The sequence below is a fragment of the Paraburkholderia sp. HD33-4 genome, assembly GCF_021390635.1.
Classification (GTDB): Bacteria; Pseudomonadota; Gammaproteobacteria; order Burkholderiales; family Burkholderiaceae; genus Paraburkholderia.
The window spans coordinates 1,386,089-1,412,805 of record NZ_JAJEJS010000002.1; the positions used below are offsets into that span (position 1 = coordinate 1,386,089).

At 58.6% G+C, this 26,717-nt stretch carries 48 protein-coding genes; 31 read left to right on the forward strand and 17 right to left on the reverse strand.

Features of this window, described 5'->3' with window-relative positions; genetic code table 11:
• The 17 genes from L0U84_RS26195 to L0U84_RS26275 all read right to left on the reverse strand — a co-directional run bounded on the left by L0U84_RS26195 (nucleotide 1) and on the right by L0U84_RS26275 (nucleotide 8,011).
• A complete protein-coding gene (locus L0U84_RS26195) occupies nucleotides 1–201 on the reverse strand; it encodes an excisionase (RefSeq protein WP_233854016.1) in 201 nt (66 codons plus the stop codon).
• Nucleotides 198–641 carry a hypothetical protein gene (locus L0U84_RS26200; RefSeq protein WP_233854018.1) on the reverse strand — a complete coding sequence of 148 codons (444 nt, stop codon included), beginning with the start codon at nucleotides 639–641 and terminating at the stop codon, nucleotides 198–200. Before L0U84_RS26200 ends, L0U84_RS26195 begins: the two co-directional genes overlap by 4 nt.
• A gap of 59 nt (nucleotides 642–700) precedes the next feature.
• Nucleotides 701–1,075 carry a hypothetical protein gene (locus L0U84_RS26205; protein ID WP_233854020.1) on the reverse strand — a complete coding sequence of 125 codons (375 nt, stop codon included), beginning with the start codon at nucleotides 1,073–1,075 and terminating at the stop codon, nucleotides 701–703.
• Nucleotides 1,068–1,973, reverse strand: coding sequence for a hypothetical protein (locus L0U84_RS26210; RefSeq protein WP_233854022.1), 906 nt, complete (start codon nucleotides 1,971–1,973; stop codon nucleotides 1,068–1,070). The genes L0U84_RS26205 and L0U84_RS26210 overlap by 8 nt, the downstream gene beginning before the upstream one ends.
• Complete coding sequence (locus L0U84_RS26215; protein ID WP_233854024.1) at nucleotides 1,973–2,128, reverse strand: hypothetical protein; 156 nt, start codon at nucleotides 2,126–2,128, stop codon at nucleotides 1,973–1,975. The genes L0U84_RS26210 and L0U84_RS26215 overlap by 1 nt, the downstream gene beginning before the upstream one ends.
• Before the next feature lie 24 nt (nucleotides 2,129–2,152).
• On the reverse strand, nucleotides 2,153–2,839 hold the full coding sequence (locus L0U84_RS26220) for a hypothetical protein (RefSeq protein ID WP_233854026.1): 687 nt from the start codon (nucleotides 2,837–2,839) through the stop codon (nucleotides 2,153–2,155).
• Nucleotides 2,840–2,863: 24 nt separating this feature from the next.
• A complete protein-coding gene (locus tag L0U84_RS26225) occupies nucleotides 2,864–3,625 on the reverse strand; it encodes a hypothetical protein (protein WP_233854028.1) in 762 nt (253 codons plus the stop codon).
• Nucleotides 3,618–4,484 carry a PD-(D/E)XK nuclease-like domain-containing protein gene (locus L0U84_RS26230; protein ID WP_233854032.1) on the reverse strand — a complete coding sequence of 289 codons (867 nt, stop codon included), beginning with the start codon at nucleotides 4,482–4,484 and terminating at the stop codon, nucleotides 3,618–3,620. Before L0U84_RS26230 ends, L0U84_RS26225 begins: the two co-directional genes overlap by 8 nt.
• Nucleotides 4,481–4,627 (reverse strand): hypothetical protein, encoded by a 147-nt coding sequence (locus L0U84_RS26235; RefSeq protein ID WP_233854038.1) that lies wholly within the window; start codon nucleotides 4,625–4,627, stop codon nucleotides 4,481–4,483. Before L0U84_RS26235 ends, L0U84_RS26230 begins: the two co-directional genes overlap by 4 nt.
• Complete coding sequence (locus tag L0U84_RS26240; RefSeq protein WP_233854040.1) at nucleotides 4,624–4,812, reverse strand: hypothetical protein; 189 nt, start codon at nucleotides 4,810–4,812, stop codon at nucleotides 4,624–4,626. The genes L0U84_RS26235 and L0U84_RS26240 overlap by 4 nt, the downstream gene beginning before the upstream one ends.
• Before the next feature lie 26 nt (nucleotides 4,813–4,838).
• Entirely contained in the window at nucleotides 4,839–6,089 is a 1,251-nt protein-coding gene (locus tag L0U84_RS26245) for a hypothetical protein (protein WP_233854042.1), read from the reverse strand.
• Between the two features lie 13 nt (nucleotides 6,090–6,102).
• Nucleotides 6,103–6,315 carry a hypothetical protein gene (locus L0U84_RS26250; RefSeq protein WP_233854044.1) on the reverse strand — a complete coding sequence of 71 codons (213 nt, stop codon included), beginning with the start codon at nucleotides 6,313–6,315 and terminating at the stop codon, nucleotides 6,103–6,105.
• A 57-nt stretch (nucleotides 6,316–6,372) separates the two neighbouring features.
• Nucleotides 6,373–6,561 (reverse strand): hypothetical protein, encoded by a 189-nt coding sequence (locus L0U84_RS26255; RefSeq protein ID WP_233854045.1) that lies wholly within the window; start codon nucleotides 6,559–6,561, stop codon nucleotides 6,373–6,375.
• A complete protein-coding gene (locus tag L0U84_RS26260; protein WP_233854047.1) occupies nucleotides 6,561–6,698 on the reverse strand; it encodes a hypothetical protein in 138 nt (45 codons plus the stop codon). Before L0U84_RS26260 ends, L0U84_RS26255 begins: the two co-directional genes overlap by 1 nt.
• A gap of 1 nt (nucleotide 6,699) precedes the next feature.
• A complete protein-coding gene (locus tag L0U84_RS26265; RefSeq protein ID WP_233854049.1) occupies nucleotides 6,700–6,879 on the reverse strand; it encodes a hypothetical protein in 180 nt (59 codons plus the stop codon).
• Nucleotides 6,872–7,204, reverse strand: a complete 333-nt coding sequence (locus tag L0U84_RS26270; RefSeq protein WP_233854051.1) for a hypothetical protein — start codon at nucleotides 7,202–7,204, stop codon at nucleotides 6,872–6,874. The genes L0U84_RS26265 and L0U84_RS26270 overlap by 8 nt, the downstream gene beginning before the upstream one ends.
• A gap of 300 nt (nucleotides 7,205–7,504) precedes the next feature.
• Complete coding sequence (locus L0U84_RS26275) at nucleotides 7,505–8,011, reverse strand: helix-turn-helix domain-containing protein (RefSeq protein WP_233854053.1); 507 nt, start codon at nucleotides 8,009–8,011, stop codon at nucleotides 7,505–7,507.
• Nucleotides 8,012–8,092: 81 nt separating this feature from the next.
• On the opposite strand from L0U84_RS26275, the gene L0U84_RS26280 reads away from it, so the two are divergent.
• The 31 genes from L0U84_RS26280 to L0U84_RS26430 all read left to right on the forward strand — a co-directional run bounded on the left by L0U84_RS26280 (nucleotide 8,093) and on the right by L0U84_RS26430 (nucleotide 26,602).
• Nucleotides 8,093–8,317 carry a helix-turn-helix domain-containing protein gene (locus L0U84_RS26280; RefSeq protein WP_233854054.1) on the forward strand — a complete coding sequence of 75 codons (225 nt, stop codon included), beginning with the start codon at nucleotides 8,093–8,095 and terminating at the stop codon, nucleotides 8,315–8,317.
• 63 nt (nucleotides 8,318–8,380) lie between these two features.
• A complete protein-coding gene (locus tag L0U84_RS26285) occupies nucleotides 8,381–8,689 on the forward strand; it encodes a CII family transcriptional regulator (RefSeq protein ID WP_233854056.1) in 309 nt (102 codons plus the stop codon).
• 83 nt (nucleotides 8,690–8,772) lie between these two features.
• Nucleotides 8,773–9,519, forward strand: a complete 747-nt coding sequence (locus L0U84_RS26290; protein ID WP_233854057.1) for a hypothetical protein — start codon at nucleotides 8,773–8,775, stop codon at nucleotides 9,517–9,519.
• Nucleotides 9,516–10,028 (forward strand): histidine ammonia-lyase, encoded by a 513-nt coding sequence (locus L0U84_RS26295; protein ID WP_233854058.1) that lies wholly within the window; start codon nucleotides 9,516–9,518, stop codon nucleotides 10,026–10,028. Before L0U84_RS26290 ends, L0U84_RS26295 begins: the two co-directional genes overlap by 4 nt.
• Nucleotides 10,019–10,978, forward strand: coding sequence for an AAA family ATPase (locus L0U84_RS26300; protein ID WP_233854059.1), 960 nt, complete (start codon nucleotides 10,019–10,021; stop codon nucleotides 10,976–10,978). Before L0U84_RS26295 ends, L0U84_RS26300 begins: the two co-directional genes overlap by 10 nt.
• Nucleotides 10,975–11,190 (forward strand): hypothetical protein, encoded by a 216-nt coding sequence (locus L0U84_RS26305; protein WP_233854060.1) that lies wholly within the window; start codon nucleotides 10,975–10,977, stop codon nucleotides 11,188–11,190. The genes L0U84_RS26300 and L0U84_RS26305 overlap by 4 nt, the downstream gene beginning before the upstream one ends.
• Nucleotides 11,187–11,570: a RusA family crossover junction endodeoxyribonuclease gene (locus L0U84_RS26310; protein WP_233854064.1), complete on the forward strand. Its 384-nt coding sequence runs from the start codon at nucleotides 11,187–11,189 to the stop codon at nucleotides 11,568–11,570. The genes L0U84_RS26305 and L0U84_RS26310 overlap by 4 nt, the downstream gene beginning before the upstream one ends.
• A complete protein-coding gene (locus L0U84_RS26315) occupies nucleotides 11,567–11,749 on the forward strand; it encodes a hypothetical protein (RefSeq protein ID WP_233854065.1) in 183 nt (60 codons plus the stop codon). The genes L0U84_RS26310 and L0U84_RS26315 overlap by 4 nt, the downstream gene beginning before the upstream one ends.
• Nucleotides 11,746–11,994: a hypothetical protein gene (locus L0U84_RS26320; RefSeq protein ID WP_233854066.1), complete on the forward strand. Its 249-nt coding sequence runs from the start codon at nucleotides 11,746–11,748 to the stop codon at nucleotides 11,992–11,994. Before L0U84_RS26315 ends, L0U84_RS26320 begins: the two co-directional genes overlap by 4 nt.
• Complete coding sequence (locus L0U84_RS26325; RefSeq protein WP_233854067.1) at nucleotides 11,991–12,140, forward strand: hypothetical protein; 150 nt, start codon at nucleotides 11,991–11,993, stop codon at nucleotides 12,138–12,140. The genes L0U84_RS26320 and L0U84_RS26325 overlap by 4 nt, the downstream gene beginning before the upstream one ends.
• Before the next feature lie 243 nt (nucleotides 12,141–12,383).
• The gene (locus L0U84_RS26330) at nucleotides 12,384–12,545 is read left to right on the forward strand and encodes a hypothetical protein (RefSeq protein WP_233854069.1); all 162 of its coding nucleotides are present in this window, start codon (nucleotides 12,384–12,386) and stop codon (nucleotides 12,543–12,545) included.
• On the forward strand, nucleotides 12,535–12,690 hold the full coding sequence (locus tag L0U84_RS26335; RefSeq protein WP_233854083.1) for a hypothetical protein: 156 nt from the start codon (nucleotides 12,535–12,537) through the stop codon (nucleotides 12,688–12,690). Before L0U84_RS26330 ends, L0U84_RS26335 begins: the two co-directional genes overlap by 11 nt.
• Complete coding sequence (locus tag L0U84_RS26340; RefSeq protein ID WP_233854084.1) at nucleotides 12,690–12,884, forward strand: hypothetical protein; 195 nt, start codon at nucleotides 12,690–12,692, stop codon at nucleotides 12,882–12,884. The genes L0U84_RS26335 and L0U84_RS26340 overlap by 1 nt, the downstream gene beginning before the upstream one ends.
• Nucleotides 12,881–13,309, forward strand: a complete 429-nt coding sequence (locus L0U84_RS26345) for a co-chaperone GroES family protein (protein ID WP_233854085.1) — start codon at nucleotides 12,881–12,883, stop codon at nucleotides 13,307–13,309. Before L0U84_RS26340 ends, L0U84_RS26345 begins: the two co-directional genes overlap by 4 nt.
• Nucleotides 13,310–14,128: 819 nt before the next feature.
• Complete coding sequence (locus L0U84_RS26350) at nucleotides 14,129–14,524, forward strand: hypothetical protein (protein WP_233854086.1); 396 nt, start codon at nucleotides 14,129–14,131, stop codon at nucleotides 14,522–14,524.
• Entirely contained in the window at nucleotides 14,521–15,870 is a 1,350-nt protein-coding gene (locus L0U84_RS26355; protein WP_233854093.1) for a phage terminase large subunit, read from the forward strand. Before L0U84_RS26350 ends, L0U84_RS26355 begins: the two co-directional genes overlap by 4 nt.
• A complete protein-coding gene (locus tag L0U84_RS26360) occupies nucleotides 15,867–16,070 on the forward strand; it encodes a hypothetical protein (RefSeq protein WP_233854095.1) in 204 nt (67 codons plus the stop codon). Before L0U84_RS26355 ends, L0U84_RS26360 begins: the two co-directional genes overlap by 4 nt.
• Entirely contained in the window at nucleotides 16,063–16,278 is a 216-nt protein-coding gene (locus L0U84_RS26365; RefSeq protein WP_233854097.1) for a hypothetical protein, read from the forward strand. Before L0U84_RS26360 ends, L0U84_RS26365 begins: the two co-directional genes overlap by 8 nt.
• Nucleotides 16,271–16,486 carry a hypothetical protein gene (locus L0U84_RS26370; RefSeq protein WP_233854097.1) on the forward strand — a complete coding sequence of 72 codons (216 nt, stop codon included), beginning with the start codon at nucleotides 16,271–16,273 and terminating at the stop codon, nucleotides 16,484–16,486. Before L0U84_RS26365 ends, L0U84_RS26370 begins: the two co-directional genes overlap by 8 nt.
• Nucleotides 16,479–16,736 (forward strand): hypothetical protein, encoded by a 258-nt coding sequence (locus L0U84_RS26375; protein WP_233854099.1) that lies wholly within the window; start codon nucleotides 16,479–16,481, stop codon nucleotides 16,734–16,736. The genes L0U84_RS26370 and L0U84_RS26375 overlap by 8 nt, the downstream gene beginning before the upstream one ends.
• Nucleotides 16,733–18,940, forward strand: a complete 2,208-nt coding sequence (locus L0U84_RS26380; protein WP_233854101.1) for a portal protein — start codon at nucleotides 16,733–16,735, stop codon at nucleotides 18,938–18,940. Before L0U84_RS26375 ends, L0U84_RS26380 begins: the two co-directional genes overlap by 4 nt.
• Nucleotides 18,937–19,356, forward strand: a complete 420-nt coding sequence (locus L0U84_RS26385; RefSeq protein ID WP_233854104.1) for a Gp49 family protein — start codon at nucleotides 18,937–18,939, stop codon at nucleotides 19,354–19,356. The genes L0U84_RS26380 and L0U84_RS26385 overlap by 4 nt, the downstream gene beginning before the upstream one ends.
• A 2-nt stretch (nucleotides 19,357–19,358) precedes the next feature.
• Nucleotides 19,359–20,366 (forward strand): hypothetical protein, encoded by a 1,008-nt coding sequence (locus tag L0U84_RS26390; protein WP_233854106.1) that lies wholly within the window; start codon nucleotides 19,359–19,361, stop codon nucleotides 20,364–20,366.
• A gap of 74 nt (nucleotides 20,367–20,440) precedes the next feature.
• Nucleotides 20,441–21,805 (forward strand): P22 phage major capsid protein family protein, encoded by a 1,365-nt coding sequence (locus L0U84_RS26395; protein ID WP_233854108.1) that lies wholly within the window; start codon nucleotides 20,441–20,443, stop codon nucleotides 21,803–21,805.
• 12 nt (nucleotides 21,806–21,817) lie between these two features.
• Nucleotides 21,818–22,225 carry a hypothetical protein gene (locus L0U84_RS26400; protein ID WP_233854109.1) on the forward strand — a complete coding sequence of 136 codons (408 nt, stop codon included), beginning with the start codon at nucleotides 21,818–21,820 and terminating at the stop codon, nucleotides 22,223–22,225.
• A 12-nt stretch (nucleotides 22,226–22,237) separates the two neighbouring features.
• Nucleotides 22,238–22,579 carry a hypothetical protein gene (locus tag L0U84_RS26405; protein WP_233854110.1) on the forward strand — a complete coding sequence of 114 codons (342 nt, stop codon included), beginning with the start codon at nucleotides 22,238–22,240 and terminating at the stop codon, nucleotides 22,577–22,579.
• A 1-nt stretch (nucleotide 22,580) separates the two neighbouring features.
• Nucleotides 22,581–22,889 carry a hypothetical protein gene (locus L0U84_RS26410; protein ID WP_233854111.1) on the forward strand — a complete coding sequence of 103 codons (309 nt, stop codon included), beginning with the start codon at nucleotides 22,581–22,583 and terminating at the stop codon, nucleotides 22,887–22,889.
• A gap of 8 nt (nucleotides 22,890–22,897) precedes the next feature.
• Nucleotides 22,898–23,230: a PASTA domain-containing protein gene (locus L0U84_RS26415; RefSeq protein ID WP_233854112.1), complete on the forward strand. Its 333-nt coding sequence runs from the start codon at nucleotides 22,898–22,900 to the stop codon at nucleotides 23,228–23,230.
• Nucleotides 23,227–24,231 carry a hypothetical protein gene (locus L0U84_RS26420; RefSeq protein ID WP_233854113.1) on the forward strand — a complete coding sequence of 335 codons (1,005 nt, stop codon included), beginning with the start codon at nucleotides 23,227–23,229 and terminating at the stop codon, nucleotides 24,229–24,231. The genes L0U84_RS26415 and L0U84_RS26420 overlap by 4 nt, the downstream gene beginning before the upstream one ends.
• Complete coding sequence (locus tag L0U84_RS26425) at nucleotides 24,231–25,805, forward strand: hypothetical protein (RefSeq protein ID WP_233854114.1); 1,575 nt, start codon at nucleotides 24,231–24,233, stop codon at nucleotides 25,803–25,805. Before L0U84_RS26420 ends, L0U84_RS26425 begins: the two co-directional genes overlap by 1 nt.
• A 77-nt stretch (nucleotides 25,806–25,882) precedes the next feature.
• A complete protein-coding gene (locus tag L0U84_RS26430) occupies nucleotides 25,883–26,602 on the forward strand; it encodes a hypothetical protein (RefSeq protein ID WP_233854115.1) in 720 nt (239 codons plus the stop codon).
• Nucleotides 26,603–26,717 lie beyond the last annotated feature (115 nt).

The window sequence follows — 26,717 nt, forward strand, 5'->3', positions numbered from 1 at the left end:
TTATCGTGGAATGCGTTGAGCGAGCGGGGCGCGCGCCGTCTTGCCGTCCTGAAAGGTGGCGTTCTGCTCGACATAATAGCTCCGGCCGACCTTGACCGGCGCCGGGTAGATTTTGCCCGCGTTGATCCACAGGCGGGCGGTGCGGATGGCGGGCGCTGGGTCGAAGTTGTCCGAGAGCCACTTGTCTAAACGGACCTTCATGCCGTCACCTCGTCGTCATCCGTGATTGTCATATCCTGCTTGTAGACGCGCCCGCAGACCGGCTGCACTGGCGCAGCGTGGCCAAAGAAAGCGGCAATGAACGGATCGCGCCTCACCGGCTTTGCCATTTCCCTGATCGCGCGCTCGCGGTTTCTTCGCTCGGCTTCCTGCGCTTTCCTTCTTTCGCAGGCCGCGCGGTAGATGCGCTGCGCTTCCTGTCGTGCTTCGATCTCGGCGCGGTCCTTCACCTTCTTAGCAGGCATCGCCGCATCTTCACCTAAGCCGAATCGATAGAGCGCAACCTGACGGTTATTCGCTGGCCCTGCGACTTCCCAGCGCTCGATATGAATCGAGCCGTAGGTCGCGCGCAGATAGTTGATCGTGTACTTCACGCTGATCTGGCAAATGCCAATCGCGTCTGAAATCTGCGGCACGCGCAATGCCTTGGTTTCGATCGCGGCCGTGACCGCGGCGATTGTCTCGGGCTTCGGCGTTTTCATCACTCCTCCTTCGCGTGCGAGAGGGCGCGGATAGCGTCGGCACAGTTGCTGCAACCGTCCGACATCCCTTCGACATATGGATTGCCGCGTCGAGGATCATCAACCGGCGACCGCTTGTATGCTGCGAAGTATTCGTCGCCCTTTGTGTTGCATAGATTCGCCGCCTCCTCCAGCGCCTCTCCGCGCGCTTTCCTCTGCGCCTCGATGTGCTCCGAGATCAGCACGCGCTGGGCTTCGTTCTGGCTTATGAGGCGGGTAATCAGGATGGCTTGCTGTTCTAGAGCCGTGGCCGCTTCGAAATAAAGATAGAAGTCTTTGAGATCGCGGTGTTTATGGTCGCGCAAGCGCTCTACCAGATCGGTGATGTCAGTCATGGTCGCCTCCTCTTGCTTGTGCGGCGAGAAGGGCGGAGTCGAGAACCGTGTCCAGTTTTTCGGCAGGGCTTCCTTCCATGAGGCGCGGCAGATACCAGTACAGCCCAGGGCCGTTACGCCATTGCGGTATCGCATGCTCACGCAGCCACCGATACCGCGCTGCGTCTCGCGCATCACCCGTCAGCGCCCGCGTCTGTGCTGGCTGCGCGTTGATTTCAACGATTCGATCCGTCATGTCAGGCACAGCGTTTGGTGTGACGGTAAAGGTCGCCGTCTGTGCTGGCGCTTGCGGGGATGCGGCGCGGAAAAAGAGCGGCTGTTCTGTGCGCTCAAACTGCTTGTCGATCCATTTCACCAAATCGGCAGGCGTTTCTTCGTGCCTGTCTACAGAAGCCCATGACGTGCATTTGCCGGGAACCTTCACCGTTATCAGCCATGCGTCAGTCGCCCGCTCATCGTCCAGCACCACGGCGGCATTCGGGCATTCCAGGCAGGGATCGGTGTTCTTGTATTTGCCGACCGCGCACTTAACGTCGCACGCCTCGCCAGCTTGCGCGGGCTGGGATGGTTGCGGGGCGGCGAACATCCAGTCCGCTGCTTCCTGCACTGTCTTCATCGCCACCGGCTCAGCCGATTGCGCTGGCGCGGCATATTGGCGACACGCCTCTGCAATGGCGTCGCACGCTTCTTCGGCAAGTTTTCCGGTCGCATGCTCGTCGCGGTACAGTTCAGCTAATCGAGCGCAGCGTTCTGCTACTGCTTGATCTTCGGCGGCAGGCTTGCTTGCAGATAGCAGGGCTTCGGCCGCCTCATACACGTAGTCTTTTAAGTCGGTCTGGCCGTCCTTGATCGTGAAGCCATGCGCCATGAAGATGGCGCGGATTTGGTCTTTAGTCATCACCGCTCCTTAATCTCGTTTAGCCATTTCTGCATCTGCGCGACGGCCATCGTGAGTTCGCCGGGCCACAGCGCGCCGCGCTCGATCGCTTTCGCTATCTTCTCGGCCATCGCCGCGATCAGGCGTAGGTTTAGCGCGTCCGTGGGGGTTGGCATGGAGGCTTAGTCAGTCGATGCGCGTCATACTTCGGTCAACTCGAACGGCACCGGACGCGGAAACCAGCGCGGCAACTGCTCGAACGAATCGCGCATCTTCATGATTCCGCCGAACACTTCGAGATCGCCCAGACCGCCGACAACGAATGTGAGCGGGCTGTCCTGATCGCGCGTGAAGAAGCGGATGCTTCCGAAGTGCTGACCGATCTTGAGCGCGTCGTTCAGATATGCCGGATTGATCGCGCCGGAAATGCCTTCCTTGTAGCCGATGGCCGAAGCGATGTTCTCGATGCGCGGGAACGTGCCTTCGATCAGCGAGTTACCCGGCTGAATGAATTGCTCCTGCCCGGTCTCGTCATTGACCATCGCCGAACCATTCGACATCACATCGAACGTGCTTTTCGTGTTGCAGCTCTTCAGCGCGTCTTTCTTGATGCTGACGATGATTTCTTCTTCGGCGTAGCCGTGCTGGTCGCGCACGACCACATAGCGATGACCGTCTGTCGCCACGACCATAACGCCGTCTTCGAGGACAAGCGGCCGGATGTTGATGCCGTTCAGGTAATAGCGAATATCTTCCTGCGCCATGAACGGGAACACGATCTTGAGCACCATCGCGTTGACGCGCGCGATCATGCGGCGCGGGCCGTTGGCGTGAGGCGCCGTGTCCTGTACGCCGTCGATCAACATTTGCTCATTCTGGTCAGACATGCTTTCTCCTTCGTGGTGGATTGGTTATGCGCCGAGCAGATCTTCACGACGGGCGTTATATGCCTCGTTCAGACGATCTCGCACTTCTTCGGGATAGTCGCGGATTGCGTCGGCGCACAGATCGAGCACGTCGACATCGATGCACGACTCGATGCGGCGAAGCATTTCGGCCTCGTCGACGAGCGGGGCGTTTTCGTCTGTCGGGGGCGGCTCCGCTGGCTTGCGCGCAGACGTGCCGCGAAGTTCCTTCATGCGCGCGTTGTATGCGTCCTGCGCGCGCTGGGCATCCTTCTCGCCGGTCAGCTTCATCGCCATAGCTTTCGCGGCGTTCATGCCGTTGCGATCGGTCGCCGTCGCGATTGCCTTGAGCACGTCATCGATTGTCAGCACCTGGAGCGGCAGAATGGTGTGCTGTGCCTTCTTGCCCTTCGTCGCCGTGAGCGACAGCGATATCTCGCGCTCGATATGGCTCAGATGGCTGATGCGAATTCCGCCGACGACCATCCCGCCGAAGCGCACAGCCTGATCGTTATAGAGCGTCATCGACTTGCCAACCCATGCGCGGCCGTCTTCGCCCCATGCGAAAATAAGCAGCTTCCGCATGGTCTTGCATGGCTTGTACGGGCGTCCCTCGTCGTTCTCATAGTGCAGGATGACCGGTTGATCTTCGCTGCCCATGCGCACGTCGGTAACGGTGATTGTTACGTCGCCGGCCAGCAACTGTTCAGCATTGAGCTGGTCCGACTTCGGCACTATCGTGCCGCGGAGATCGGTGATATCAGACATAAGAAATCTCCACTTCCTGAGAGGTAAAGGCCCACGACGGAAGATCAATTTGCGTGGTCTTCTCCGCGTAGCCGGGCCATGTTTTTGTGCGTACGCATTCCTCGTACACGTCAAGCAAGCGCCGCCATTCGAGAAAGCCCTGTTCGCGGCTTTCATTGCCGAGCGTGTAAGCCGCTGCTGCATATGGCCATGCGCTTTCGACAACCACGAAGATGAACTTCTCTACAGTGACGCGCGCGGCTTCACTGAATCCGGCCGAGTAAAACGTGTCCTGAACGTGATAACGCTTGCGCGCTGCCTGCCTGCGAAAATCGTCAGGGTCTACACTGCTGAACGTTTTCACGTCAAGAAGAACGACCGACGATTTCGACAACGGATGCACGAAATCGGGACGGCAACGGCACTCGACGCCGGTTATCGGATCGGTCCAGAATGCGGAAACTTCAGCCTTACCGCGCGCCAGATACGCCTGTATTTCAGGTAGCGCGCGCACCGAATCGGCCTGTCGCATTGCCGTTTCGTACTGATCGGGCTGGATCGCAACCGCATTTTCGTGTGTTTCGACAAAATCGCGCCAGACCTTTGTATTGCGATTCACTGCTGGCCCGACGACGTAGCGGTCCTGAAACGCGTCCGGTTCGAGAATCCCGCAGTGCGCGAGATTTCCTTCGAGTTGCCCAGACTTCGATTCGCGCACAGGCCGCAACGGATCGCGATGCCACGAATAAAAGTGGAAAGGTGACACATTGAGATCGTCGAGTTGCGACTTTGAGACCGGCTCGAGCGCGTGATATCTCTCAATGTCCAGATTCTCAACAAGCCCGCGCCCGTTCTCTAGTGGTGGAATGAAGTCGATCACGTCGATTTCCCCATATGCACAGCCGCGTCCACGTAATCCGGATCTTTCGGCACAGCCACCAGCACGATGACGACGAGCAGTAACGCGCCGAGCGCAATAGCAAGCAGCGGATGCCGGTCTAAATAGCGATTGATCTTCTTCACCGCGCCCCCGCCTTGATCGCCGTAATGACGTACCACGTCAGGCCGATAGCGAAGCCGTAGCCGATCGCGTATAGCCATGCCTTACGCTCGCGCCTGCGGCCGATCTGGATCTCTGCGTACGGCCCGAACGCCTGATTGATCGTGCGCGGCGTCGGTCGGCAATGCTTGACGTCTCTGGAAAACATGTCGGTCTCCTGCGCTAACCCTCAGGTCAGCTAATGCTCATTGGCGAGCTGATCGTGGTTTTGATGCCAGGTTGCCCGTTGAACTTCACTTCGTACGTCCCCGGCTGCGATACGGTCACGCTCGCGGGCATGTTCGTATAGGTGACATGGCTTCCATCGTCGAGGCGCCACACTTCGATGTTCGTCATCGTGTTCGTGTTGCCTGAGTACGTGACGTTGATCGTGCGGCCGCTGTTCGATGCCGTCGCGGTCATGCAGTTGTCGACGCCGGTTTCGATCGGCGTTCCTTCGTAGTAGTCATCCCACGTTTCAAGCTGAAGGAACGGCAGCTGATGCGCGCTGCTGAAATGCGCGTTGATCCGCGCGAAGGTGTTCAGCCAGGTCTGCCCGCACTGCTGGTCGGTGTAGCGATAGCTCGGACCGTCCCAGGGCGCGTACGGGTTCGCATCGAAGCCCTTGAACGCGGCGCCGACCGCGATCTGACTCGTATGCGTGAGCGCGCGCGTGTAGAAGTCGTCGAGATACGACAGGCTCGGCGCATGACCCAAGCTCGTGTCGCTCGGCGTCACCCACGCAAACGAGCCCGACGAATCCGTGATGCCGAAGCCATCCGGCGACGTGGCATTGTCCAGGTGAACGAATTCGACGTTCGGGAAGTCGCTCTGGATGGTTGCCCAATTGACGGCCGGCGACGAAGCCGTAAGACCGAAGTCCATCACGACCGGCTTGCCTGAGTACGTCACATAGGCCGTATCGCTCAGATACTGCGTCGTGATGTAGTTCATTGCGTTCACGACCTTCTGCGTGTTCGTCGATCCGCTCGTGTTGTTCAGCAGGTTCGCATCGAGCACGATCAGAAACTTCATCGACTGGCCTTGCAGCGACGTGTAGTTGTGGATGATCGGCTGAAGCGTGAGCGTGCCTGTGTTGCTGATGTCGGTCTGTCCTTGCCAGTCCACCATCACGCCGTCAATGCCGCGGCTCACGATATCGGTCATGAACGCGTTGACGTAGGTCGGATCGCTGTTCGAATAGTTTACGTTGATGCCTGAGTCCATGCCGCCATCGAACCACGGTAGGTAATGCACCATGATCTGCGTCGTGTTCCCTGCGTACAGCAGCGAATGAAGGTTTCCCTTCGCGACGTTGGTATTACCGGACAGCGTGCCATTCGAAAACGCGCCGGTTATCGTATTGGCCGACGTGTTCGCGCTAAGGGCAAAGGCAGAGCCAGAAGCGAAAGACAAAGCGGCAGCAATGGCGATCAGCTTTTTCACGAGATTTTTCCTCTCAGAACAGATTGACGAACCGTTCACCGAAGACGAGAAGCATCAGAAGAACGGCCAGAAAGAACCCCGTAATTGCTATGTGCAGTCCGATATAAAGGTCTGCCTTCATCAGTTGTTCGAATGTCACCGGCTGGCGCACTTGCTTATCGCGCCATTGGCGACGCCGATGAAACGTCGACATGATTAGCACCCGCGCATAAAGAAGCAGCAGCACAGCGCGACGAATCCCCAGATCAGGGCGGCAATGACGATTCCAGACATGACAGCCTCCTTAGCAGGCAATAAGTCCTTGCGCCTCAGCAACGAGCTTCTTGAAGCACGGTTCGCACGTCGTTACCTTCACGCGCGGCCACCATTCCTCGCGAGCCGTAACGTCCTCGCTGAGTTGCTTGCATTCCGGGCAGCAGTCGAGCACGCGCACGGTCATCGCGCGATTGCGGAATTGGTCGAGAGTCATCATCACAGACCTCCGCGCTCGTCGGCCACGCCTTCCGCGATCAGGTTCAAAGCGATCTCGCGCAGAAGGTGCTCAGTCAAGCTGCCGTGCGGCAATGGCAACGCGTTGAGTTCGATCAGGTCTTTCGCAAGGGTGGACATTTCAGTACTCCCGAAACGTGAAGCTCGTGATGTGGAAGTTGGTGCGCGACTCAGTCGAGCCAGCCGGAACGTATTGCGGCGCGTCCAGCGATTCCACGTCAAAGCAGAAGAAGCCGCGGTTCCAATCCATGTCCGCCGCCGCTTGCCGCGCGGTGTAGATGAAGTCAAAGAAGTTAGTCATCGCGCTCTCCGATCATCGCTTCAGCCTTGATCCGGTCGATGCGCATTTCTAGCGCGTCGTTAACCGCGCGATTGAAAGCGGCGCGCATGATGCGACCGACTTCGCGATCGTTGGCTTCGGTGTCGCCTGCCTTGAGCGCCTTAATGAGAGCCGCTTGCATGCGCTGCGGCAGCTCGCCGTAGTGGTAGAAAATTTCCTCTTCGAGTACGGCCGCTTCGCATGCATCGCGAAGCGCATTCATGCCTTCAGCCTCCTCGTCGCTGGCGTCAAATAGCCACGAGTCGGACTTGCTGTGGGCGGTGATCAGGTGGGGGATGCTGGACATTTCGGTCTCCGCTGCGTCGTGTGTGACGCCTTAGAAACCATTCTATACATCGCCGAATAGATGTCAATGCATCTGTGAATATTTTTTTGCGTTAAAAAGCCCGCTCTCTGGCGGGCTTCGATATGGCGCGGGCGGGAATGTCAGTTCTTACGGGCCGTGATGACCCTTACGGCCATCAGGAGGTGTCTGGCGATCTCGTTCAGCGCTTCTTCGGCGTCTTCTGGAGTTGGCCGTGGCTCGCGGGTGGGGATCTTCGGCGCGCGGCGTTTGCCTGCCCTGTAGGCGGCTAGGTCAATGATCTCATCTGTTTTTGCGGTCTCTCTTCGCATGGTGGCCCCTCGTTTCATCGATGTGGGCCGTCAATTTTTGCTCTTCGATAAGCAGGTCGCGGTCCACGTCAGCATCATGTATTCCCTTAAGATGCGCGGCAAGTACCAATAAACGAGCATGCGACGCAAACATTTGCGCGATTTCGGGGCCGGAACCGTCCAGCAGCCTGACACACTGAATTAACAATTCCGCTTCGTCGGATAGAGGGGTCTTTTGGTCTCTGATCGACGAATTGGGACCGTTACCGGTCCTATCTATCAACCAGGTAATGCTTACCTGTAAAGCGTCCGCGAGCTTTTTAGCCGTTCCGATATCAGGGGTATTCCCCTTCAGGATCCGGGCAATAGTTGGTTGAGGAACGCCCGACAGTTTGCCGAGAGCAACCTGGCTCTCGATCCCCCGCGCGCGCATCGCCTCATCGAGGTTGTCGCCAATGTTCATACGGGAAATATACGCGCGCGAATATGAATCATTCAAGCAGCTATCCACAGATGCATTGACAAATGTATTCATAGATGTATAGACTGTGTTCAAGCGAATCAACTTTTGGACACCGACATGGGCGACCAAACCCCTAGCGAGATGCTCGCGGAAATCAAGGGCTTCACCGGTATGACTGAAACAGCACTGGCGAGCCGCCTTGAGATTTCTCAACCGACCGTCAATCGCATGCTGAAAGGTCAGGTGAAGTGCTCATCGACGACCTTGCTCGCGATCTTTCGTCTTCACGCCGATATGAAGGCGGGCAAGTTGAAACCCGTCGAGTCGGCTGCTGCTGCCTAAAACAAAAACTGATCAACCAACTCCCAATCAGCCTTGGGACCGAGGGCATCTGTGAGGATCACTGTGAATCAATCATCCGCCACTCCGGACGAGGTAGCCAGAAAGTCGCACGCCCGCATCTTGAGACGCCTGCAAGAGGTTGGTCAGAACACCATCGCCGACAAAATCGCGGTTTCAGAGTCGACCATGTCGCGCCTCGTGAATGAAAACCTTGAACGCACGTGTCAACTTCTCGCGCATGCCGGTTTCAAGGTCGTTCGCAGTGATCGCGCGGTGATGAAGAAACACATGCTCGAAGCGATGCTGACGATCCTCTACAGCGTGATCGAGGATTCCGGGACCGTCGCCAAGATCGCACTGGACGAGGATTGAAATGGCTACTTTTTGCGCGTTGTGGATGCTTTGCCTGATCGCGCTGTGTGCGGTCGGTTGCTGGCGCGGAGTGAGGTAACGCTGTGGCTCGCATCCGCACAATCAAGCCGGAATTCTTCACGAGCGAGGACATCGTTTCACTGTCGATGCCGGCCCGTTTGCTGTACATCGCGCTGTGGTGTGAGGCCGATCGTGAAGGGCGTTTTCTGTGGAAACCACGCACTTTCAAGATGCGCTATTTCCCTGCTGACGATCTCGATATTTTCTCGATTTGCAACGAATTGCTCGAGAAAGGGCTCGTAAAACTTTATCGATTCGACGGAAATACGGATTTCGATAAAGAAATCGAGAAAGAGGAAGACGTTCTCGCTTTCGTCCCGAAGTTTTCTCTCCACCAGCACATCAACCCTCGTGAAGCCGCGTCAGTATTGCCTCAGCCATTATCGGCTGCACGCGTCAGTGACGCGTCAACGACGCGTGATCTACGTGCAGGTAGGAAGGGAAAGGAAAGGAAAGATATAAGACGCGTCGACACGCGTGATGACGACTTCGAGAAATTCTGGATTGCCTACCCTCGAAAGGATTCGAAAGTCCAGGCGAAGAAGGCATTCGACAAAATCGCTCCGAACGAGCAGCTTCTCGCCGAGATCCTTGCAGGCGTCAAGCGGGCCGAGACTTCGGATCAATGGCGCAAGGACGATGGTCGGTTTATCCCTTACGCCTCGACATGGCTAAACGGCCGGCGATGGGAAGACGTCGGGGCTGCGGTCAATGGGCATTCAACGCCCGTGCTAAACGGTTTCGAAGACATGATGCGAGGCGCCCTGTGAACCTTCCTTTGAACGCTCAAAGCCTTATCGATTTTCGGCTCAATGGACGTATTCCGGAGCTTCCAGTGCTGGTTTCGCTCGTTGGCAAGCTCGACTTCACGAACGTCGTGCTGTACGCCGAAGCAGGAAAACCGTATGACTGGCGCGCGGTTGCTGCGCTCGAGGTGGAACTGTTCGTTTCGCTCGAGGTTCCTTGGTCGAAACTGCTTCGCACACTTGCCGACATCGCTGCTGTCGTGCCGAAGCGCATGATTCTGACCTTCACTGAAGGCGCGTGCGTCGATTGCGGAGAGATGCGAACCGTGATGGATTTCGCGCTGTTCGACTGGTTCCCGATGGTGGTGACGCCTCGTCGAGCAGAGCCGACAGAACACATCCGAGCATGGAACGACGGGCAGGCAATCGCCCGCAAGCTCTGGCAAGCGGTCGGCGATACGTTGCCGAACCTGTACGACCGTGCCATGGATCTGGCTTTGCAGGTTGCTGCGGAGAATCAGCCATGCGCCTGATTCCGGACAACATCGATTTCGCTGCGTACCTAGAGGCCGAGGACGACGGCCGCGCGGATGTACGCCGCGCCTCGGAATGGGCCGACGCAGTCGCAAAGTATTTCCATGGCGAGGAAGAGCAGGCGCTCGGCCAGCGTACCCCTTGGGCAAAGGTCGAGAACAGGCTCATGTTCCGTCCCGGCGAGGTTTCCCTTTGGGCCGGCATCAACGGGCACGGAAAGTCCGGTGCGGCCGGCTACATCATGCTTAACGCCATGGTCGACGGCGGCAAGGCCTGTATCGCTTCGTTCGAAATGGCGCCTGAGGCAACGATGAGTCGCATGTGCCGCCAGGCGGCTGGTTCGCATCTGCCGACGCTAGAGCTGATCGACCGCTTCCACCGATGGACGGATGACCGTCTCTGGCTCTACAACCATCGCGGCAAGGTCACTCCTGACCGAATGGTGGCCGTTTCCCGCTATTGCCGCAAGGAATTGAGCGTCGATCACATCGTCATTGACAGCTTGATGAAATGTGGCCTTGCGCCCGATGACTACACCGGGCAGAAGAACTTCGTCGATGCGCTGTGCGTTCTCGCTCGAGACACCGGACTGCACATCCACCTCGTTCACCACATGCGCAAGGGCGACCGCGAGACCGATATGCCGGACAAATTCGGCATCAAGGGCGCTGGCGAGATCACCGATCTGGTCGACAACGTACTCGTCGTGTTCCGGAACAAGCGCAAGGAGGCCCAACTAGAGGCCGAGACCGACCTGAAAAAGCTCGAGGAAGTCGCGCTCGTTCCTGATTCCTTCCTGATCTGCGCCAAGCAGCGTCACTTCACATGGGAAGGGAAGATCAGCCTGTGGTTCGACAAGGACAGCCAGCAATTGCTCGAGCACCCGAACTCAGCCCGTCAATACATCGACTTTTCGTCGAACACATGGAAACAGGAGTGGACACGATGACCGCCGCCACCACCCGCGCGCACGCGCAAGAGCTGACCGAAGAGCTTGAGCGCGCCACCGCATATGCGCACGCCATCGCCGTCGTTCTCCATCACAAGCACTGGCGCCACACCGCTCCGGATTGGAAGCCGCTTGATGACCTGTACGGCCTGCTGACGCAGATCGACAACATGACGTGTGGCATGGTTCGGCAGGGGAGTGAATCAGCATGACTGCCGACCTCTCGCAATTCATCACGCTCCCGCTGCCGCCATCAGTCAACACCTACTGGCGCAAGAGCCCGCACGGCATGTACATCACGCAGCAGGGCAAAGACTTCCGCAAAGCTGTCGCCGAGATCATCGCCGAGCGCCAATGCCTCAAATTCGGCACAGCGCGGCTCTTCATGGCCGTGCGGCTGTCGATGAGGGATAAGAGGGCATCTGATCTCGATAACCGCCTCAAGGCGCTATGTGACGCTCTGGAGCATGCCGGCGTGTTTGATGACGATGAGCAGATCGACGAGCTACACATCATTCGCGGGCCGGTGCTGAAGGGTGGCGAGTGCCGGGTGATGATTTCTGTGAGGGAAGAGGAAGGGACGTTGATATGAAAACCGAAGAGTCAACAGTCCCGCGCAGGGGCACGCCAACCGAGCGCGAAAGCTCGGAAGCAGGCAAGAACGGGGGCGCACGCAAGCTCGCGGCAAATGAACTCGACGCGCTTTGGGACGAAGTGATCGCGCATCGCATGGCGACGTTCCGATGGGTGCGGCAGGAAGGCTCGACATGAATACGCACATACACCGCGCGGAAGCGAATAGAGCCCGTCTGGCGGCCGAGCGCATCTATATCAAGCTCCAGACACTCGGCACGCGTCAGGTGCGGCTCTATCAAGGCATGCTACTGACGTATCCCTATCCGGCTCGCAGAGGCTATGGCACGCGCGGTCTACTCATCGGCATTTACACCCTTGCGACGCGCCTCGAATGGATCGAGGACGACGTATCGCAGCTTTTCTCAGGAGACAAAACATGATCGGTGCCGTCCTCTTCATCATGCTGTTCGTTTGCATCGGCAGCATCTTCATCCCTGCATGGCGCCAGCTTGCGAAGGCTATCTTCGCCACTGTCGCTGTTATCGCACTCGGAATTGGCGTGCTGATGATGATCGTCTCGCATTGAGTGATAGTTTGCATTGCGAGCGGCGCACGCTTGCTGTATCAACAGGCATCCTCAAGGAGTAGGCGAAATGATCCATCGACGCTTAGAGTGCGACCCTCTTCGGCAAGGCATCAATTGGAACGTCGGTTATGCCCCGAAACCGGGTCGGTGGTTTTCGATTGAACTGCTGATTTGGAAATACCATCTGCGATTTCGCTGGCGCAAGAATATGCCCAACGTTTTCAGCGCGAGGAAGGAGGGGTAATGCCTGCACGCGAGAAAGGCGAGAAGCTGAGCCATTTCATCGGCCGCTTCGTCTCGTCGAAACGGGAGGAACGCAAGTTCCCGGAAATGAAACAGCGCCTCGCAGTGGGTTATGCCGAGGCTCGTGAACGTAGCAAAAAGGAGAGCCGTCATGGCAAGTAAAGGCAATCAGAAGCAAGTTCAGCCGCAACCGAACCAGCGCACGCCGGGCGGCAACTGGAACGCAAACGGCACCAGCCAAGGCAAGTCGACCGGCGCCGTGCGGCCGACGCCCGACGCGTGCAACGAAAAGAAGGGGAGCAAATAATGCCCCGCGACAAGTACGGCAAAGCCGTTAAGAAGGACGCGAAGCCGGGCATCGCGCACAAGCCCGACGGTTTCAAGTCCGAGGATCAGGGCGGCAGCGGCAAGACGCCCAACGCCGGCAAGGTGACCGAGAAGGATGGCGCCAAGCCCGGGAAGACGGCGAAGGAGCCGAGCTATTCGCGGAGGCGCCATTGAGCATCCTGCGCGCTCCTGACGGCCGGTCCGGCGAGCTTTCGTACGCATCGACGACGTATATCGAGCCCGAGGCCACGATCCGTTGCTTGCACGATTACATGATCGTCGAGCCGCTGAACATCGAGCACTCGCTGATCCTCGACGTGGTCGAGAACATCAAGCCGGTGCGCGGTGTCGTCAAGGCGATCGGTCCGGGCATCTACCCGAACGTCTACGATCACCCTGACAAGCACAAGCGCACGAAGATGTGGAAGAGCAAGACGTTTCAGCCGACGCAGATCAAGGTCGGCGATCTTGTCGAGTTGGGCTCGATCCGCATCGACGGGAAGATGTCCGGCTATTCGTTTCAACAGATCATGATCGGCTCGAAGATGCACATCATGTGCCGCGAGGCTGACGTAAGCGGGGTGGTCTGCGATGACTGAACTCTACGGCGTCGACCTGATCGTGCCTACGCGGCTCGGTCCGATGATTGTGAAGGTTCCCGGCTGGGTGAACTTCGGAGTGCTGCGTCATGGCATGGCCTAAGGGGCGCCCGCGTCCGCGCAAGGTAGATTCTTCTCAAGCACCAGCGAGCGGAGAGGAAGAATCCACTTGCGCCCCAGCGGTGACCGAGGAAGAAAAGCCCATTGACCCGATGCAACCGCCGGCCGACTGGGTCAAGGGCCAACTGCTTAACGTACGCAACCGCGGCGAGTATTACGTGGTAACGCGTTGGCCTGACGAGTACTCGCCCGAGCACGAAGACCGCTGCCTCAAGTTCACCAACTTGGGCGAATGCCAGGCGTTCGTCTCCGCTTGGTACGCGCACCAACACTACGATCCGAGGGCGAGATGAGCGATCCGATATTGAAGATGCTATACGAGAGTATGGAGCGGATGCTGATGAGGAATCTGCTTGATGATCCCGAACGTCTACTCGGCTTACCTCCGGTTGCTGATCGACACCTCGCAGCCGGATTCATCCCGAAGAATGCATACGACGTGCGCCGTGACGCATTCAAGGTATGCCTCGGCTGCGGCTCAGCCACCCAACCCTGCTGCGGGCACTGACATGGATGAGCTAAAAGAACAGCCTTACTGGCTCTGCTGTGGTTCAACTGATCCTCTGCATAAAGACAAGCGGGCCGAATCGTGCATGGAGCGTTCTATCGGTTTCCCTGAGCATTGCCGTTGGGGAACTCGGACCGAGCATTCGAAATGGTCGAAATCGCAGGCCCACGACAAACCTCGGAGCCGCTGACATGACGAAGAAAGGTGAGCCGCGCGCGCCGGGATTCACACAGGAGCGGTTCGATGCCATCTGCGATTTGATAGCTGATGGCAAGAGCTTGCGCGAAATCTGCGAGCTACAGGGCATGCCTGACCGTAAGACGTTCAATGGATGGCGCAAGCGTACTGCCGAGCTTCAGGCGCAGTATGACCAGGCATACAGGGACTACGAGGATTCGGTGCTTCAGGACATCGTCTACATCGCCGACACCGAAAAAGATGCCTCGATCGCGAAGAACCGGATGGACGCGCGAAAGTGGGAGCTGAAGATCCGCAACCGCAAGAAGTACGGCGACAGCATCACGCACTCGGGTGATCCGGATGCGCCGGTGCAACTCTTTCTCTCTGATTCGGATGTGAAGCTGTGACCGAATTCAAGCTCACAGCCAAGCAGGAAGAGGCCAACGAGGTTCTGGGCTCGCAGGCTACGCACATCATGCTGGCAGGCGGGAGCCGCTCGGGCAAGACGTTCGCACTTGTGCGTGCCATCGTTATTCGTGCGCTCAAAGCGCCCGGTTCACGTCATGCAATCCTTCGATTCCGCCTCGGGCACGTGAAGCAATCCATCGTCATGGACACTTTCCCAAAGGTGATGCAACTCTGTTTCCCGACTGTGGCTTATGACCTGAACAAGTCCGATCTGTATGTGAAGCTTCCCGGCGGTTCGGAGATCTACTTTGGCGGGTTGGACGACAAGCAGCGAGTCGAGAAGATTTTGGGGAATGAGTACGCAACCATCTTTCTCGAAGAGTGCAGCCAGATTCCTTATGACAGCCGGAACGTGGCAGTAACGCGTCTTGCGCAGAAGGTTACTGATCGTGCGACCGGTCAGAATCTTCCGCTCAAAATGTACTATGCGGAAAACCCTCCGGACAAAGGGCACTGGACGTACAAAATGTTCAAGCTCAAGGTCGATCCGGAAACAAAACGGCCGCTTGATGGCCGCGATTACGAGTTCTATCAGATAAACCCCGGCGACAATCTGGTCAATCTCTCCGGTTCCTACGTCAAGACGCTCGAATCCCTGCCCGAACGTCTCCGCAAACGCTTCCTCTACGGTGAATTTAGAGATGCCGCTCCTAACGCACTCTTTCGCGATGATTGGTTCGAGCGTTGGCGCAATATCGACGACGAACTACCCGATATGCTACGCATCGTTGTTGCAGTGGATCCTTCCGGCGCTGATGACGACGACAACATCGAGAACGACGAGATCGGCATCGTGGTATGCGGCCTTGGGATCGATGGCAATGGCTACGTGCTCGAAGACCTCACATGCAAGGCTGGTCCCGGAGTATGGGGCAAGGTGGCAACTGACGCCTTTGACCGCTGGGAAGCTGATCGTATCGTGGCTGAAATGAACTTTGGCGGTGCGATGGTCAAGTTCGTCATTCGTGCTGCTCGTGCTAACACGCCATTCCGGCCCGTCACGGCCTCCCGCGGCAAAGTCGTGCGTGCCGAACCCATATCGGCGCTCGTCGAGTCAGGAAAGGTCCGCATGGCTGGCATCTTCCGCGAGCTGGAAGACGAGCTTTGCGCCTTCACCACGCACGGCTATATGGGCGAGAACTCGCCAAATCGGGCCGACGCGATGGTTTGGGCGTTCTCTGATCTATTCCCCGAGCTTGCCAAGCCTGAGCAACCCAAACCCGAGCAGCGCGGCCAGATCATTCATCGGCGCATCGGGAAAAACACTGGATGGATGAGGACGTGAAAACTGCTACTGACGAACGTAAAGTATTTATTGATTGGTATGTGAAACGTTTCCCGCAATCTTCTTTGCAAAGCGCGCATGCATGGGGCGCATGGTATGGGTGGGTTGAGGCGTCAAAGTCTAAAAGCCTGAGCAACCCAAACCCGAGCAGCGCGGCCAGATCATTCATCGGCGCATCGGGAAAAACACTGGATGGATGAGGACGTGAAAACTGCTACTGACGAACGTAAAGTATTTATTGATTGGTATGTGAAACGTTTCCCGCAATCTTCTTTGCAAAGCGCGCATGCATGGGGCGCATGGTATGGGTGGGTTGAGGCGTCAAAGTCTAAAAGCCTGAGCAACCCAAACCCGAGCAGCGCGGCCAGATCATTCATCGGCGCATCGGGAAAAACACTGGATGGATGAGGACGTGAAAACTGCTACTGACGAACGTAAAGTATTTATTGATTGGTATGTGAAACGTTTCCCGCAATCTTCTTTGCAAAGCGCGCATGCATGGGGCGCATGGTATGGGTGGGTTGAGGCGTCAAAGTCTAAAAGCCTGAGCAACCCAAACCCGAGCAGCGCGGCCAGATCATTCATCGGCGCATCGGGAAAAACACTGGATGGATGAGGACATGAGCGCGCACCTGCTTGAACTAGAACAGATCGGCGACGAAATAGCTCGATTACTTGGAGTGGAACCATGGACAGTAGGTGTCCAGATCATGTATTCGATCGGAGATGACAATACCTCCCTCTGGATCATGGTCGGTCAGCGAGCGGCAGAGATCAGGCCTTTCAGCACGCACGATCTTTTGATGAATATCGATGAATTCTCTGAGCGGCGCCTAGCGCCCATCATCGCAATGGGGACGCTATGAGTGACGACACCTACGCAGCCAATGAGCCCGTCGAGCGCACGGAAGAGGATCGCGAGTTCGCCGCTATCAAGGACGAGGACATTTGGGAGGAAGCCAAGGATCGGCTTCAGATCGCGGCTGAGGCCTATCAGGAGAACCGCACTCGCGCTAAAGCAGCGATGCGATTCCGCGAGGGCGATCAGTGGGACCACGACGTCACCACGACAGCCTTCGAGGATTCGCCCGAACTGACGATCAACCTGACCGATGCATTCGTGCGCCGCGTGGTGAACAACATCAAGCAGCAGCGGCCACGCGGCAAGTGTCATCCTGTAGGCGATGGTGCTGACATCGAACTTGCCGAGATCATCAACGGCATCGGACGGCACGTCGAGACACGCTCTGAGGCCTCGGTTGCATATGATCTGGCCGCTGAGCGCGCAGTCGACGCAGGTGAGGGCTATTTCCGCCTGATTGCCGAGTACGAGAGCCCGCGGTCGTTCCGCAAAGACCTGCGCATCCTGCCGATTCGCAACATCTTCAGCGTCTACATGGACCCCGGCGCGATCATGCCGAGCGGTGCGGATCAGAACTGGTGCCTCATCTCGGTCAAGATGAAGCGGCAGGAATACCGACGCCGCTATCCCAACGCGAAGAACGTCAACTGGAACGATCTGGACCGGCAGACGAACCGGCTTGAGTGGGAAGACAAGGAAGAGGTGCGCCTCGCCGAATACTTCCGCATCCGTGAGAAGCCCGAGACGTTGTTCATGCTGCGCAATCCGCGGGGCGAAGAGCGTACCGCGTATCAATCGGAGATGCCTCGCCAGCGTGGTGTCAAATTCAGCGTCGACTATGCGGCCAATCAACTGAAAGGCCAGAACTGGTACATCGACGGCGAGCGCGACTCGATCAAGCGGCAGGTCGAGTGGTTCCGGCTGAATGGCCTCGTCGTGGTCGAGCGGCAGGAGATCCCCGGCTCATACATCCCCGTGTTCCGCGTCGAAGGCAACACGGTCGACATCGACGGGCGTGTGCGTCGCCGCGGCATGGTCGAATCGATGATGGACCCACAGCGCATGGTGAACTATGGCGAGGTCGCGAAAATCAAGCGGCTTGGCCTCGCGCCTAAGGCGCCGTGGGTCGCCGCTGAAGGCCAGCTTGACGGCCATCCAGAGTGGGATGACGCGAATCAGAAAGCCTATTCGGTGCTCACCTACAAGCCGGTGCTGCTTGAAACGGGCGGCTTGCCGGTCATGGTGCCGCCTCCGATGCGTCAGGAGCCCGCACAGATCGAGGCAGGCTTCAGCGAGTTCGTGCAGGGCATGCGCTCGAATCTCGTCGCGGTTGCTGGCATGCCGAACGAGCCGGGGCAGGATCAGCAAGGTGTTGTGGTCTCCGGGAAGGCGATCGACCGACGCCAATTCCTTTCCGATCAGTCGCATTACCAGTATTACGACAGCCTCACGCAGTCCATCGCACAGTGCTGGCGCGTGATCCAGGAATGGATTCCGGCCTATTTCAACGAGCCGAACCGCGTGCAGCGCATCATCGGCGAAGACTCGACGCCGCAAATGGTGACGCTCAACCAGCCGAGCGAAGACCCGGCAGAGCAGAAGGTGATGAACGATATGTCTGTCGGCCGCTATGACGTGGTGATGGACACAGGCCCCGGCTACGAGACGAAGCGCGAAGAGGGCGCGGCGAACATGATCGAGCTCATGAAGATCCCGCCGCTGGCCGAACTGATCGCCAAGCAGGGCGCAGACCTCGTGTTCCGCTCGATCGACCATCCGTACATGCAGGAACTGTCTGACCGGCTCATGGCGGCCAATCCGGAAGGTCTCAAGAAGGTTATGGACAGCCTGTCGAGCCGCGCGAAGAACGTCGTGCAATACCTCGCCAACGAGAATCAGCAGCTCAAGCAGGCGTTGCAGGCGGCTCAGACCGAGGTCAAGCAAGGTCTCGCCAAAGCTCATATGCAGGCCGTCGTCAAGGCGCACGACACCGAGACGCGTGCCGACACGGCGCTAAAGGTCGAAGAGATCCGCGCAGCCGGCAAGCTCATCGACTCGCGTGCTGATCGTGATGCTTCTGCCGCGCAGTTCGCCGACCAGCTTGAACACGAAGCGCGCATGGCGATGACTACGATGCACAACGACAACATGAATGCTTCGGCTGACCGGGCCGCGGCGGCTCAACAACCCACAGGAGAAGGCGCATGAACATGGCAGTCCAAACCCCGCTTACTGAAGATCAGAGCATCGAAAACGAGATCGTCCGCAAGGGCAAGATAGCCGCACGCATTACGCCGGCAGACATCGAAGCGGCAATTTCGAGTGAGCACTATTTCACGGCGGAAGACGGTATGGCAGGTGCATTCCGGACTGTCGGCGCTCCCGATGGGTTTTGGATCGCTGTCCGAAATGGAAGCATTCAGATTCCTCCTTCTCTCGAACTACTGACGTTCTGCGTACTTGTCCTGAAAAACGGATTCACAGTGACTGGCGAGAGCGCATGCGCATCGCCCGAGAACTTCGATGAAGAGATCGGCCGGAAGATTGCACGCCAGAATGCAGTGCAGAAGATTTGGCCGCTGATGGGCTATGCGCTCAAAGACCGTCTTTCGAAGGGAGAGTAATCATGGCAGTCGTAACCATTGACAGCACAGATACCGCCGCGATCTTGGCCGATGCGGGCGTCGAGCTTGAACAGCCGACCGAGAAGCCTCAGGAAGCGGTGGAGAAACCGGAAACGAAGTCGGCCGACAAAGGCATCGCGGGCGATGACGACGAGGATGAGAACGGCTTGACGGCCGAACAGCGGCGCGACCTAACCGAGAAGATGCAGAAGACCATCGGTAAAAAGCATCGCATGCAGAAGGAAGCCGAGGAGTTCGCTGCGGCGCAATACAACGAACGCAAGCTCGCCGAAGAGCGCGCCGACCGGTTGGAGAAGGAACTCGCTGCGGAGCGGGCCAAAAGTACGTCGCCTGAGACGCAGAAAGCACCAACGAAACCGCTTCGGGAGAATTTCGCCAACGAATACGAATACGTTGACGCGATGATCCAATACGGCGTCGACGAGCGGCTCCGCGAGAAGGCTGCGGAAGATGCCGAGGCGGCGGCCAAGAAGGCGCGCGAGGAAGCAGTTGCCGCGATCGGGAAGCGGATCGATGCCGCGCGAAAGGCGGTTCCGGACTTCGACGACGTGGTCGGCGCGGTCGATACGGAGATCCCCGCAGCGGTGGGGACGTATCTCGAACAGTCCGAAATGATCGCGGAACTTAGCTATTACTTCGCGAAGAATCCGGAAGTATTACTATCACTCGCCAAACTCACGCCGCATCAGCAACTAGTGAAAGTCGGAAAGATTGAGAGTACCCTCTCGCCATTCGGGTCAAAACAGACCGAAAACGACCAAAAGTCGAGCAAGGAAGCATCTGACGGCCAGGCCAAGCCTGCACCGAGCGCAGAAACGGACACAAGTCCGAGCAAGCCGCGTGTCAAAGCGGCCCCGGTGATCACGCCGTTAGATGGTACTGGTAGCGCTGGAATCCACAAGGACTCGAAGGATATGAACATCCGCGAGGCCATCGAGGATTATTCCAAGCGCAACAAGGCAAATCTCGGCATGCGCAAACGGCACTAGCCGTCCCCGGTTGGCCCCAAGACACGCACTCGTAATGTGCTTGCGCCTTATGGCGCGCTTGGGGATCAACCAAAATGGCGAATCAGCTTCTCACAATCAGCCAGATCACCAACCGGGCTCTCCCGGTTCTGGCAAATCTGTGTGTGCTGACGGACAAATTTAACCGTCAGTACGACAAGGAATTCGGGCAAAAGGGCCGCAAGATCGGCGCCACGTGTAACGTGCGTCTGCCCCCGCGCTACCTCGGTACTTTCGGTCCGGCTTTGAACGTTGAGCCCTCGACCGAAAACTATGTGCCGGTCAACATCCTGTATCAGTTCCACGTCGACATCCAGTTCAACACGATCAATATGTTGCTGGACATCGACGATTTCGAAGAGCGCTTCATCCATCCGGCTTGCGTCGCTGTTGGCAACCGGATCGACTCGGATGGCGCGTACTTCGCGATGCAGAACACGGCGAACCGCCTCGGCAATCCCGGCACGACGCCGACCTCGTTCAAGTCGTTCTCGGACGCTCGCGCGATTCTGGCTTCAGAAGGCATGCCCAAGGGCTTGATGCCGACCGCTGTCCTGCACCCGCTCGCATCGTCGTCGATGGCTGACAGCCTGAAGGGCCTCTTCAACCCGCAAGCGCAGATCAGCGAATTCTTCGAGACCGGCATGGTCGCGTCGAAGACTGCTGGCGCCGACTGGTTCGAAGATCCGAACATCGCCAACTACTCGCTCGGTACGCTGACCGGTACTCCGGTTCTCGCAGGCGTGACGACCTCGGCTGGCGGCTCGGCAATCATCACTTCGGGTTGGGCACAGACGGGCGTTCTGAACCTGCAAGGGCTCACGAACACGGCTGCGCAATGCCAGGTCGGTGACACGATCCAGATCGCAGGTATCTACCCGGTCAACCCGCAGAACCGCGGCCGTTACGGCAACACGCTGAAGTCGTTCGTCGTGCTGCCTCCGGGCGGCTACGCGCAGATGACGGGCTCGGCTGCTCCTGGCGGTCCTCAGTTCGCACCCGCAACGCTCGCAGCCGGCACGTTCAACGCGACGACCGGGCTCTATACGTCGAGCGGTTCCGGCACGTTGTCGGTGACGGTTGGCGAATGCGTGATCACTGGCGGCCAGTTCCAGAACTGCATGGCGACCGCGGCATTCACCGGCACGCCGGCCGTGACGATCAACGGCGGATCGGCAGGCGGTACGGCTTCGACGGAAAACCTGTACTTCCATCGTGATGCATTCGCGCTGGCATTCGTCGATCTGCCGCTTCCGCGTACCGCAGTGGAAGCAAGCCGCGCGTTCGACGAAGACCTCGGTCTCTCGATTCGCGTTGCGACGCAGTACACCATCAACAACGACGCTGAACCGACGCGTATGGACGTGGCTTATGGCTTCTCAAGCCTCTACCGTTCGCTCGCTGTTCGTGTTTCGGGCTAAGGAGCTACCGACATGTCATTTCCTGCAAGCACAAACGTCGACGGCTCGAATCCGGGACCGAACGTAGTCACGCAACCGGATACCACGCAGAGCCCGGTCGGCAACCTCTGGAAGATCGGAACCTTTTCGATCTCTCTGACGCCGGCAGCAGTCGCGACGATCAGCGCACCGATCCAGAACTTCGCCGCGACCGGTATTGGCCTGCTGACGACCGATGCCGTGGTTGTGACGCCTCCGGGCGCTACGGCCGGCGTTACTCAAGGTTCCACGTGGGTGTCGGCTGCTGACCAGCTCTCGATTCAGTTCGTGAATCCGACTGCTGGTTCTCTGACGCCGCCGGCCGGCAACTACCTCGTGACCGTATTCCGCGTCCAACCGAACTGGGTGAAGCCGGCTAGCGGCAACCAGCTTGACTGGTAAGGAGAGGCAGACATGACTAGCGCATGGCTGCCGTACGGAAACACGAAAGGCCAATGGCAGCTTGGCCTCACGGTGTCGACGCCTTCGGTCGGTGCGAATACGTCGGTGACAGCGACGTACAACGTTCCCGGCCTGCTCGTCAACGATCTTTGCGATCCGGTTCCGCAGACTCATACGGCCGGCCTCGCGATCGTTGCGGGCTGGTGCGCAGCGAATGGGGTTCTAACCGTGCAGTTCCAGAACTCCACGACCGGCACGATCGGCGTTCAGACCGGCTACAAGATCGTCATGGGCGTGACGCGCTCGGACGCCGATTCGTTGGGCTTCGCGGCTCTCCCTTCGTCGATTCCCTGACATGGCCTCATCATTCGCATTCGCACCGAGTGGCCCGACAGTTTTTGTCGGCGCCACCGCCACGCAGATAGGCCAGAACGTCCGCGTCTCCAATAGCTATCGCGTGCGCAACCTGTCGACATCGGTGCAGTACTTCACGACCGGGGCAACGAGCAGCGTCACTTCGGCAAGCCCGCCTTCCGCTGGCGTTCCTGCTGTGGCCACGATCGGGATGCTGCCGAGCTCGACCGAGACTTTCACCGGTCTCGGCGATTTCATGATCGCGAGCAGCGCAACCGGGTTCGAAGTCACGCCCGGCGACGGCATATAGGGGGAAGTATGCCGACGATGCCCAACCTCGTCGGCCTCCAATGGCGTGCGGCAACGGTGGCGCTCATCGAGGCCGGCGTTATTCCGAACGATGGGTCAGTGCCAACCGCTCTAAATCCGCCGGCCATGGTGGGCTATTTCTCGCCGTGGCCGGTGGCTATTCATTGGCAGAAGGGTGTTCCCGAAGGCGTCGTGACGGCTCAGTCGCCGGCATCAGGTCAGCCTGTGACGGTCGTCAACTCGGTCCCTGTCAACGAGAGCTATACGCCGCCAATCACGCTCACTGTCAACGCGCCAACGATGGCCGTGTCAAGCCAGTTCACCGCAGGGGCATTCTCATGACCATCGGTACAACGACCGCGCTTAACCTCATTCAGGGCGCGCTCCGCAAGATCAACTCATACCAGTCCGGCGAGCCTATTGCGACGCCTGACGAACTCGATTCTCTTGACACGCTGAACGATCTGCTCGACTCGCTGAGCACGGACAAGCAGTTCATCTTCGGCTCGCAGGAAAACATCCTGACATGGACGGCTCAGCAGCGGCTGTACAAGATCGGCAATCCGGTCATGACGCTGCTAGGCCTCGCGCCGTTCGCCGGCACGCTGACGGCAGGATCGCCCGTCATTACCGGCGTGACGAACTTTCCGGCGCAACTCGTCGCGGGGCAGAACGCAGCCTATACCGTGGGCTCCGGCTCAATCCTGACCGACGTGCAGGGGCTGATTCCGGCGAACACGACTGTCCTTTCGTTCAACGCTGGCGCGAACACGATCACCATGTCGGCGAATGCCATCGGCAATTCGGCCGGCTTCGACCAGGTCAGTTACACCGTACCGGGCGATTTCCCGATCCCGCGCCCGTTGCGCATCACGCACGGCTTCACGCGATTCAATGCGCTCGACTTCACGCTCGACGTGTACGAGACGGAAACGCAATACACCGAGTTCCTGTACAAGGCGCAGCCGGGACCGTGGCCAACGGTGGCCTGGTACAACAACACGATGCCGTATGGCCTGCTTAACGTCTACCAGACGCCAGGCAACAGCGCCGAATGCCATCTGTTCACGGATACGCTCCTGCAAAACCTCACCTTGACGAGCGTTCTCGTCATGCCGCAGGGATATGCGCGGTCGCTAAAACTGCTTCTCGCGCGTGAGCTTTGGCTCGAATATATGGGCGCAAGCCAGATCCCGAGCATGCTGGAAAAGCTCTCGCGCGAGGCGGCCGACTACATCAAGGCTCTCAACGCGAAGCCCGCGGCGGTCGCGAAGTATGACCGCGAACTGGTGCGCGGCAACCGGCCCGATGGTGGTTGGATAACTCACGGCGGGTATCGGTAATGGCCGGCGCCAACAATGGCCCGCTCAACATGTTCGGGGACTTCGGTCTCGCGGGCGGCCAGGACAACGCACCGAACAAGCGGCAAGACGATCAGCTCTGTGTGAACTGGTATGCCGAAGTAAACCAGATGAACGCGAAAGAGGTCGTCGGGCTGCTCGGCGCGCCTGGATTGCAACAGCTTTGCGCGGCGCCTGGTGGCGGTGCTCCTGGCTTCACCAGCACGATGACCGTATGGCCGCAGCCTTATTCCGGTCCTGCACTCCCGGTGCGGGGCTTATGGCCATTGCCGGGCGGCACAACCGCGCTCGCCGTGATTGGCAATACCTGCTATCTCGTCACCGCGACGCAGACCGCGCCTACGGTATGGCCTACGCTCAGCATGGCGTCAGTTGGCACGCTTCAGACTTCGACCGGGCCTGTATGCATCCGCGACAACAACGCAGGCGGCTATGCGGTGCTCGTCGATGGCCCGTATGGCTACTGGTACAACATCGCGACGCAGAAGTTCACGCAGATCAACGATCCGAACTTTCACGGCTCGAACACGGTCGCCTTTATCGATGGCTGGTTCATTTTCAACAAGCCCGGGACGCAGACGTTCTATACGAACTTCCCTGTGTATGGAACCGGCTTCAATGGTCTCTATTTCGCGCTAAAAGACGCCGCTTCAGACAACCTTGTCGCCGTCTTCGAGAACAAGGAAATGCTCTGGCTGCTTGGCGAGCGCACAACCGAAATCTGGTACGACGCGGGCGGCCAGTATTTCCCGTTCCAGCGGATCTCCGGAACGCTTCTGCAAACCGGCTGCAAGGCTGCTGCCTCGATCGCGCGCTTTGCCTCGCAGGGGCAGGAAGGGCTGATGTGGTTCGGCCGCTCCGAGCGCGGCGAGAACGTCATTATCAAGACTCAGGGCTTTCTTGATCAGACCGTCTCGACGCCGGCTTTCGGTGATGAGGTCGCCACGTATCCGACGACCGCGGATGCGATCGCCTACACCTATCAGGAAGACACGCATGAATTCTATGTGCTGACCTTCCCGACCGCGGACGTTACCTGGGTCTATGACGGTCAGTCCGGATTGCTGCACAAGCGCGCCTCATACGATCCGTACGCGCAGCAGATGCACCGCCATCGATCGAACTCGTTCATGAACTTCGGCGGCATGCGCGTCGTCGGCGACTATCAGAACGGCGCGCTCTACTGGCTCACGCGCAACGCATATACGGATGCTGGCTGGCCCTTGCTTGCTAAACGTCGCTCGCCGCATGTGTGGGATGACGGCCAGCGCGGCCGCGTCTTCATGCAGAGCCTTCAGCTCGACTTCAATCCGGGCGTCGGCAATTCGAGTGGCATGGGCTCAAACCCGCAATGCAATCTGCGTATTTCGCGCGATGGCGGGATCACGTTCGGCCAGCCGTGGCCGGCGCCGATCGGCCAGACCGGGCAGTATCGCAACCGTACGATGTGGCGGCGCCTGGGCATGGGGCGCGACAACGTGCTCGACATTGAGGTCATTGACCCGGTCGCGCGCGATCTCGTTGGTGCCACGTTGAAAGCGTTCAGTTCAGCATGAGCGGGCTACCGAACCAGTTCCCGCAGCAGAGCGTGCCACTCGGGCGTACGCCGGATGGAAAAGAAGTCACCATCGACATGCCCTGGTTCCTGCTGATCTACAACCTGTGGAACAGCACACTCAGCAGCAGCGGCGGGGGCGGGAGTACCCCGGCTTCCCCATTCGATGCGATCGACGCCGCAGATCTTCTCGCTGCGACCTCGGACATTCCGCAGGCGTTCCGGCAGATCTCAAATCTGCGTGCGCTGATAGCGGCGCCCGCTCTGCAAGACCCAACGCCCGCGGCACAGCCGGCGCAGACAGTCACTGTCGGCGCGTCGCCATTCACCTATACCGCACTCGCAAACGGCACGCTTTCTGTCACTGGCGGCGCCACGTCAAACGTTTCCATCGTCAGACAGGGCGTCACGGTTGCCACCGGCATCACGTCTTCAAGTTCAGGCGTCGTCCAGAGCCTGACCGACGAAAAGGGTTCTGGCGGCACATTCGGATTTGCCAACGGCGTCGACTTCACGGCTGGCACAACGACCTCTCTCACGCTCTCGCAGGCATATGGAAGCGCCGCGCGTCTGTGGGTGGCCTTTGATGGCGTCGAACAGGGCGCGGACTCATACACGTTGTCCGGTACGACGTTGACTTTCAACGCGGCCATTCCTGTCGGCACAACCAAGGTCTACGTCAAAGGCGCGCTCGCAGCGACGGTTAGCGCATCCGGCGGTCTCGTTCCACTGCGCCGGCTGGACAAAGTCGTCATCACTTATTCAAGCGCGCCGACTGTCGCGTTTCTTCCTGCGTAGGAGGCTGAAATCACTACTATCACTCCAACTCTTCTAGTTGCGCCGCAACAGCTTGCCGCAACAGATACAGCCGTATATTCTCCGAGCACGAATACATCGGCCCAGATCGGCCGTG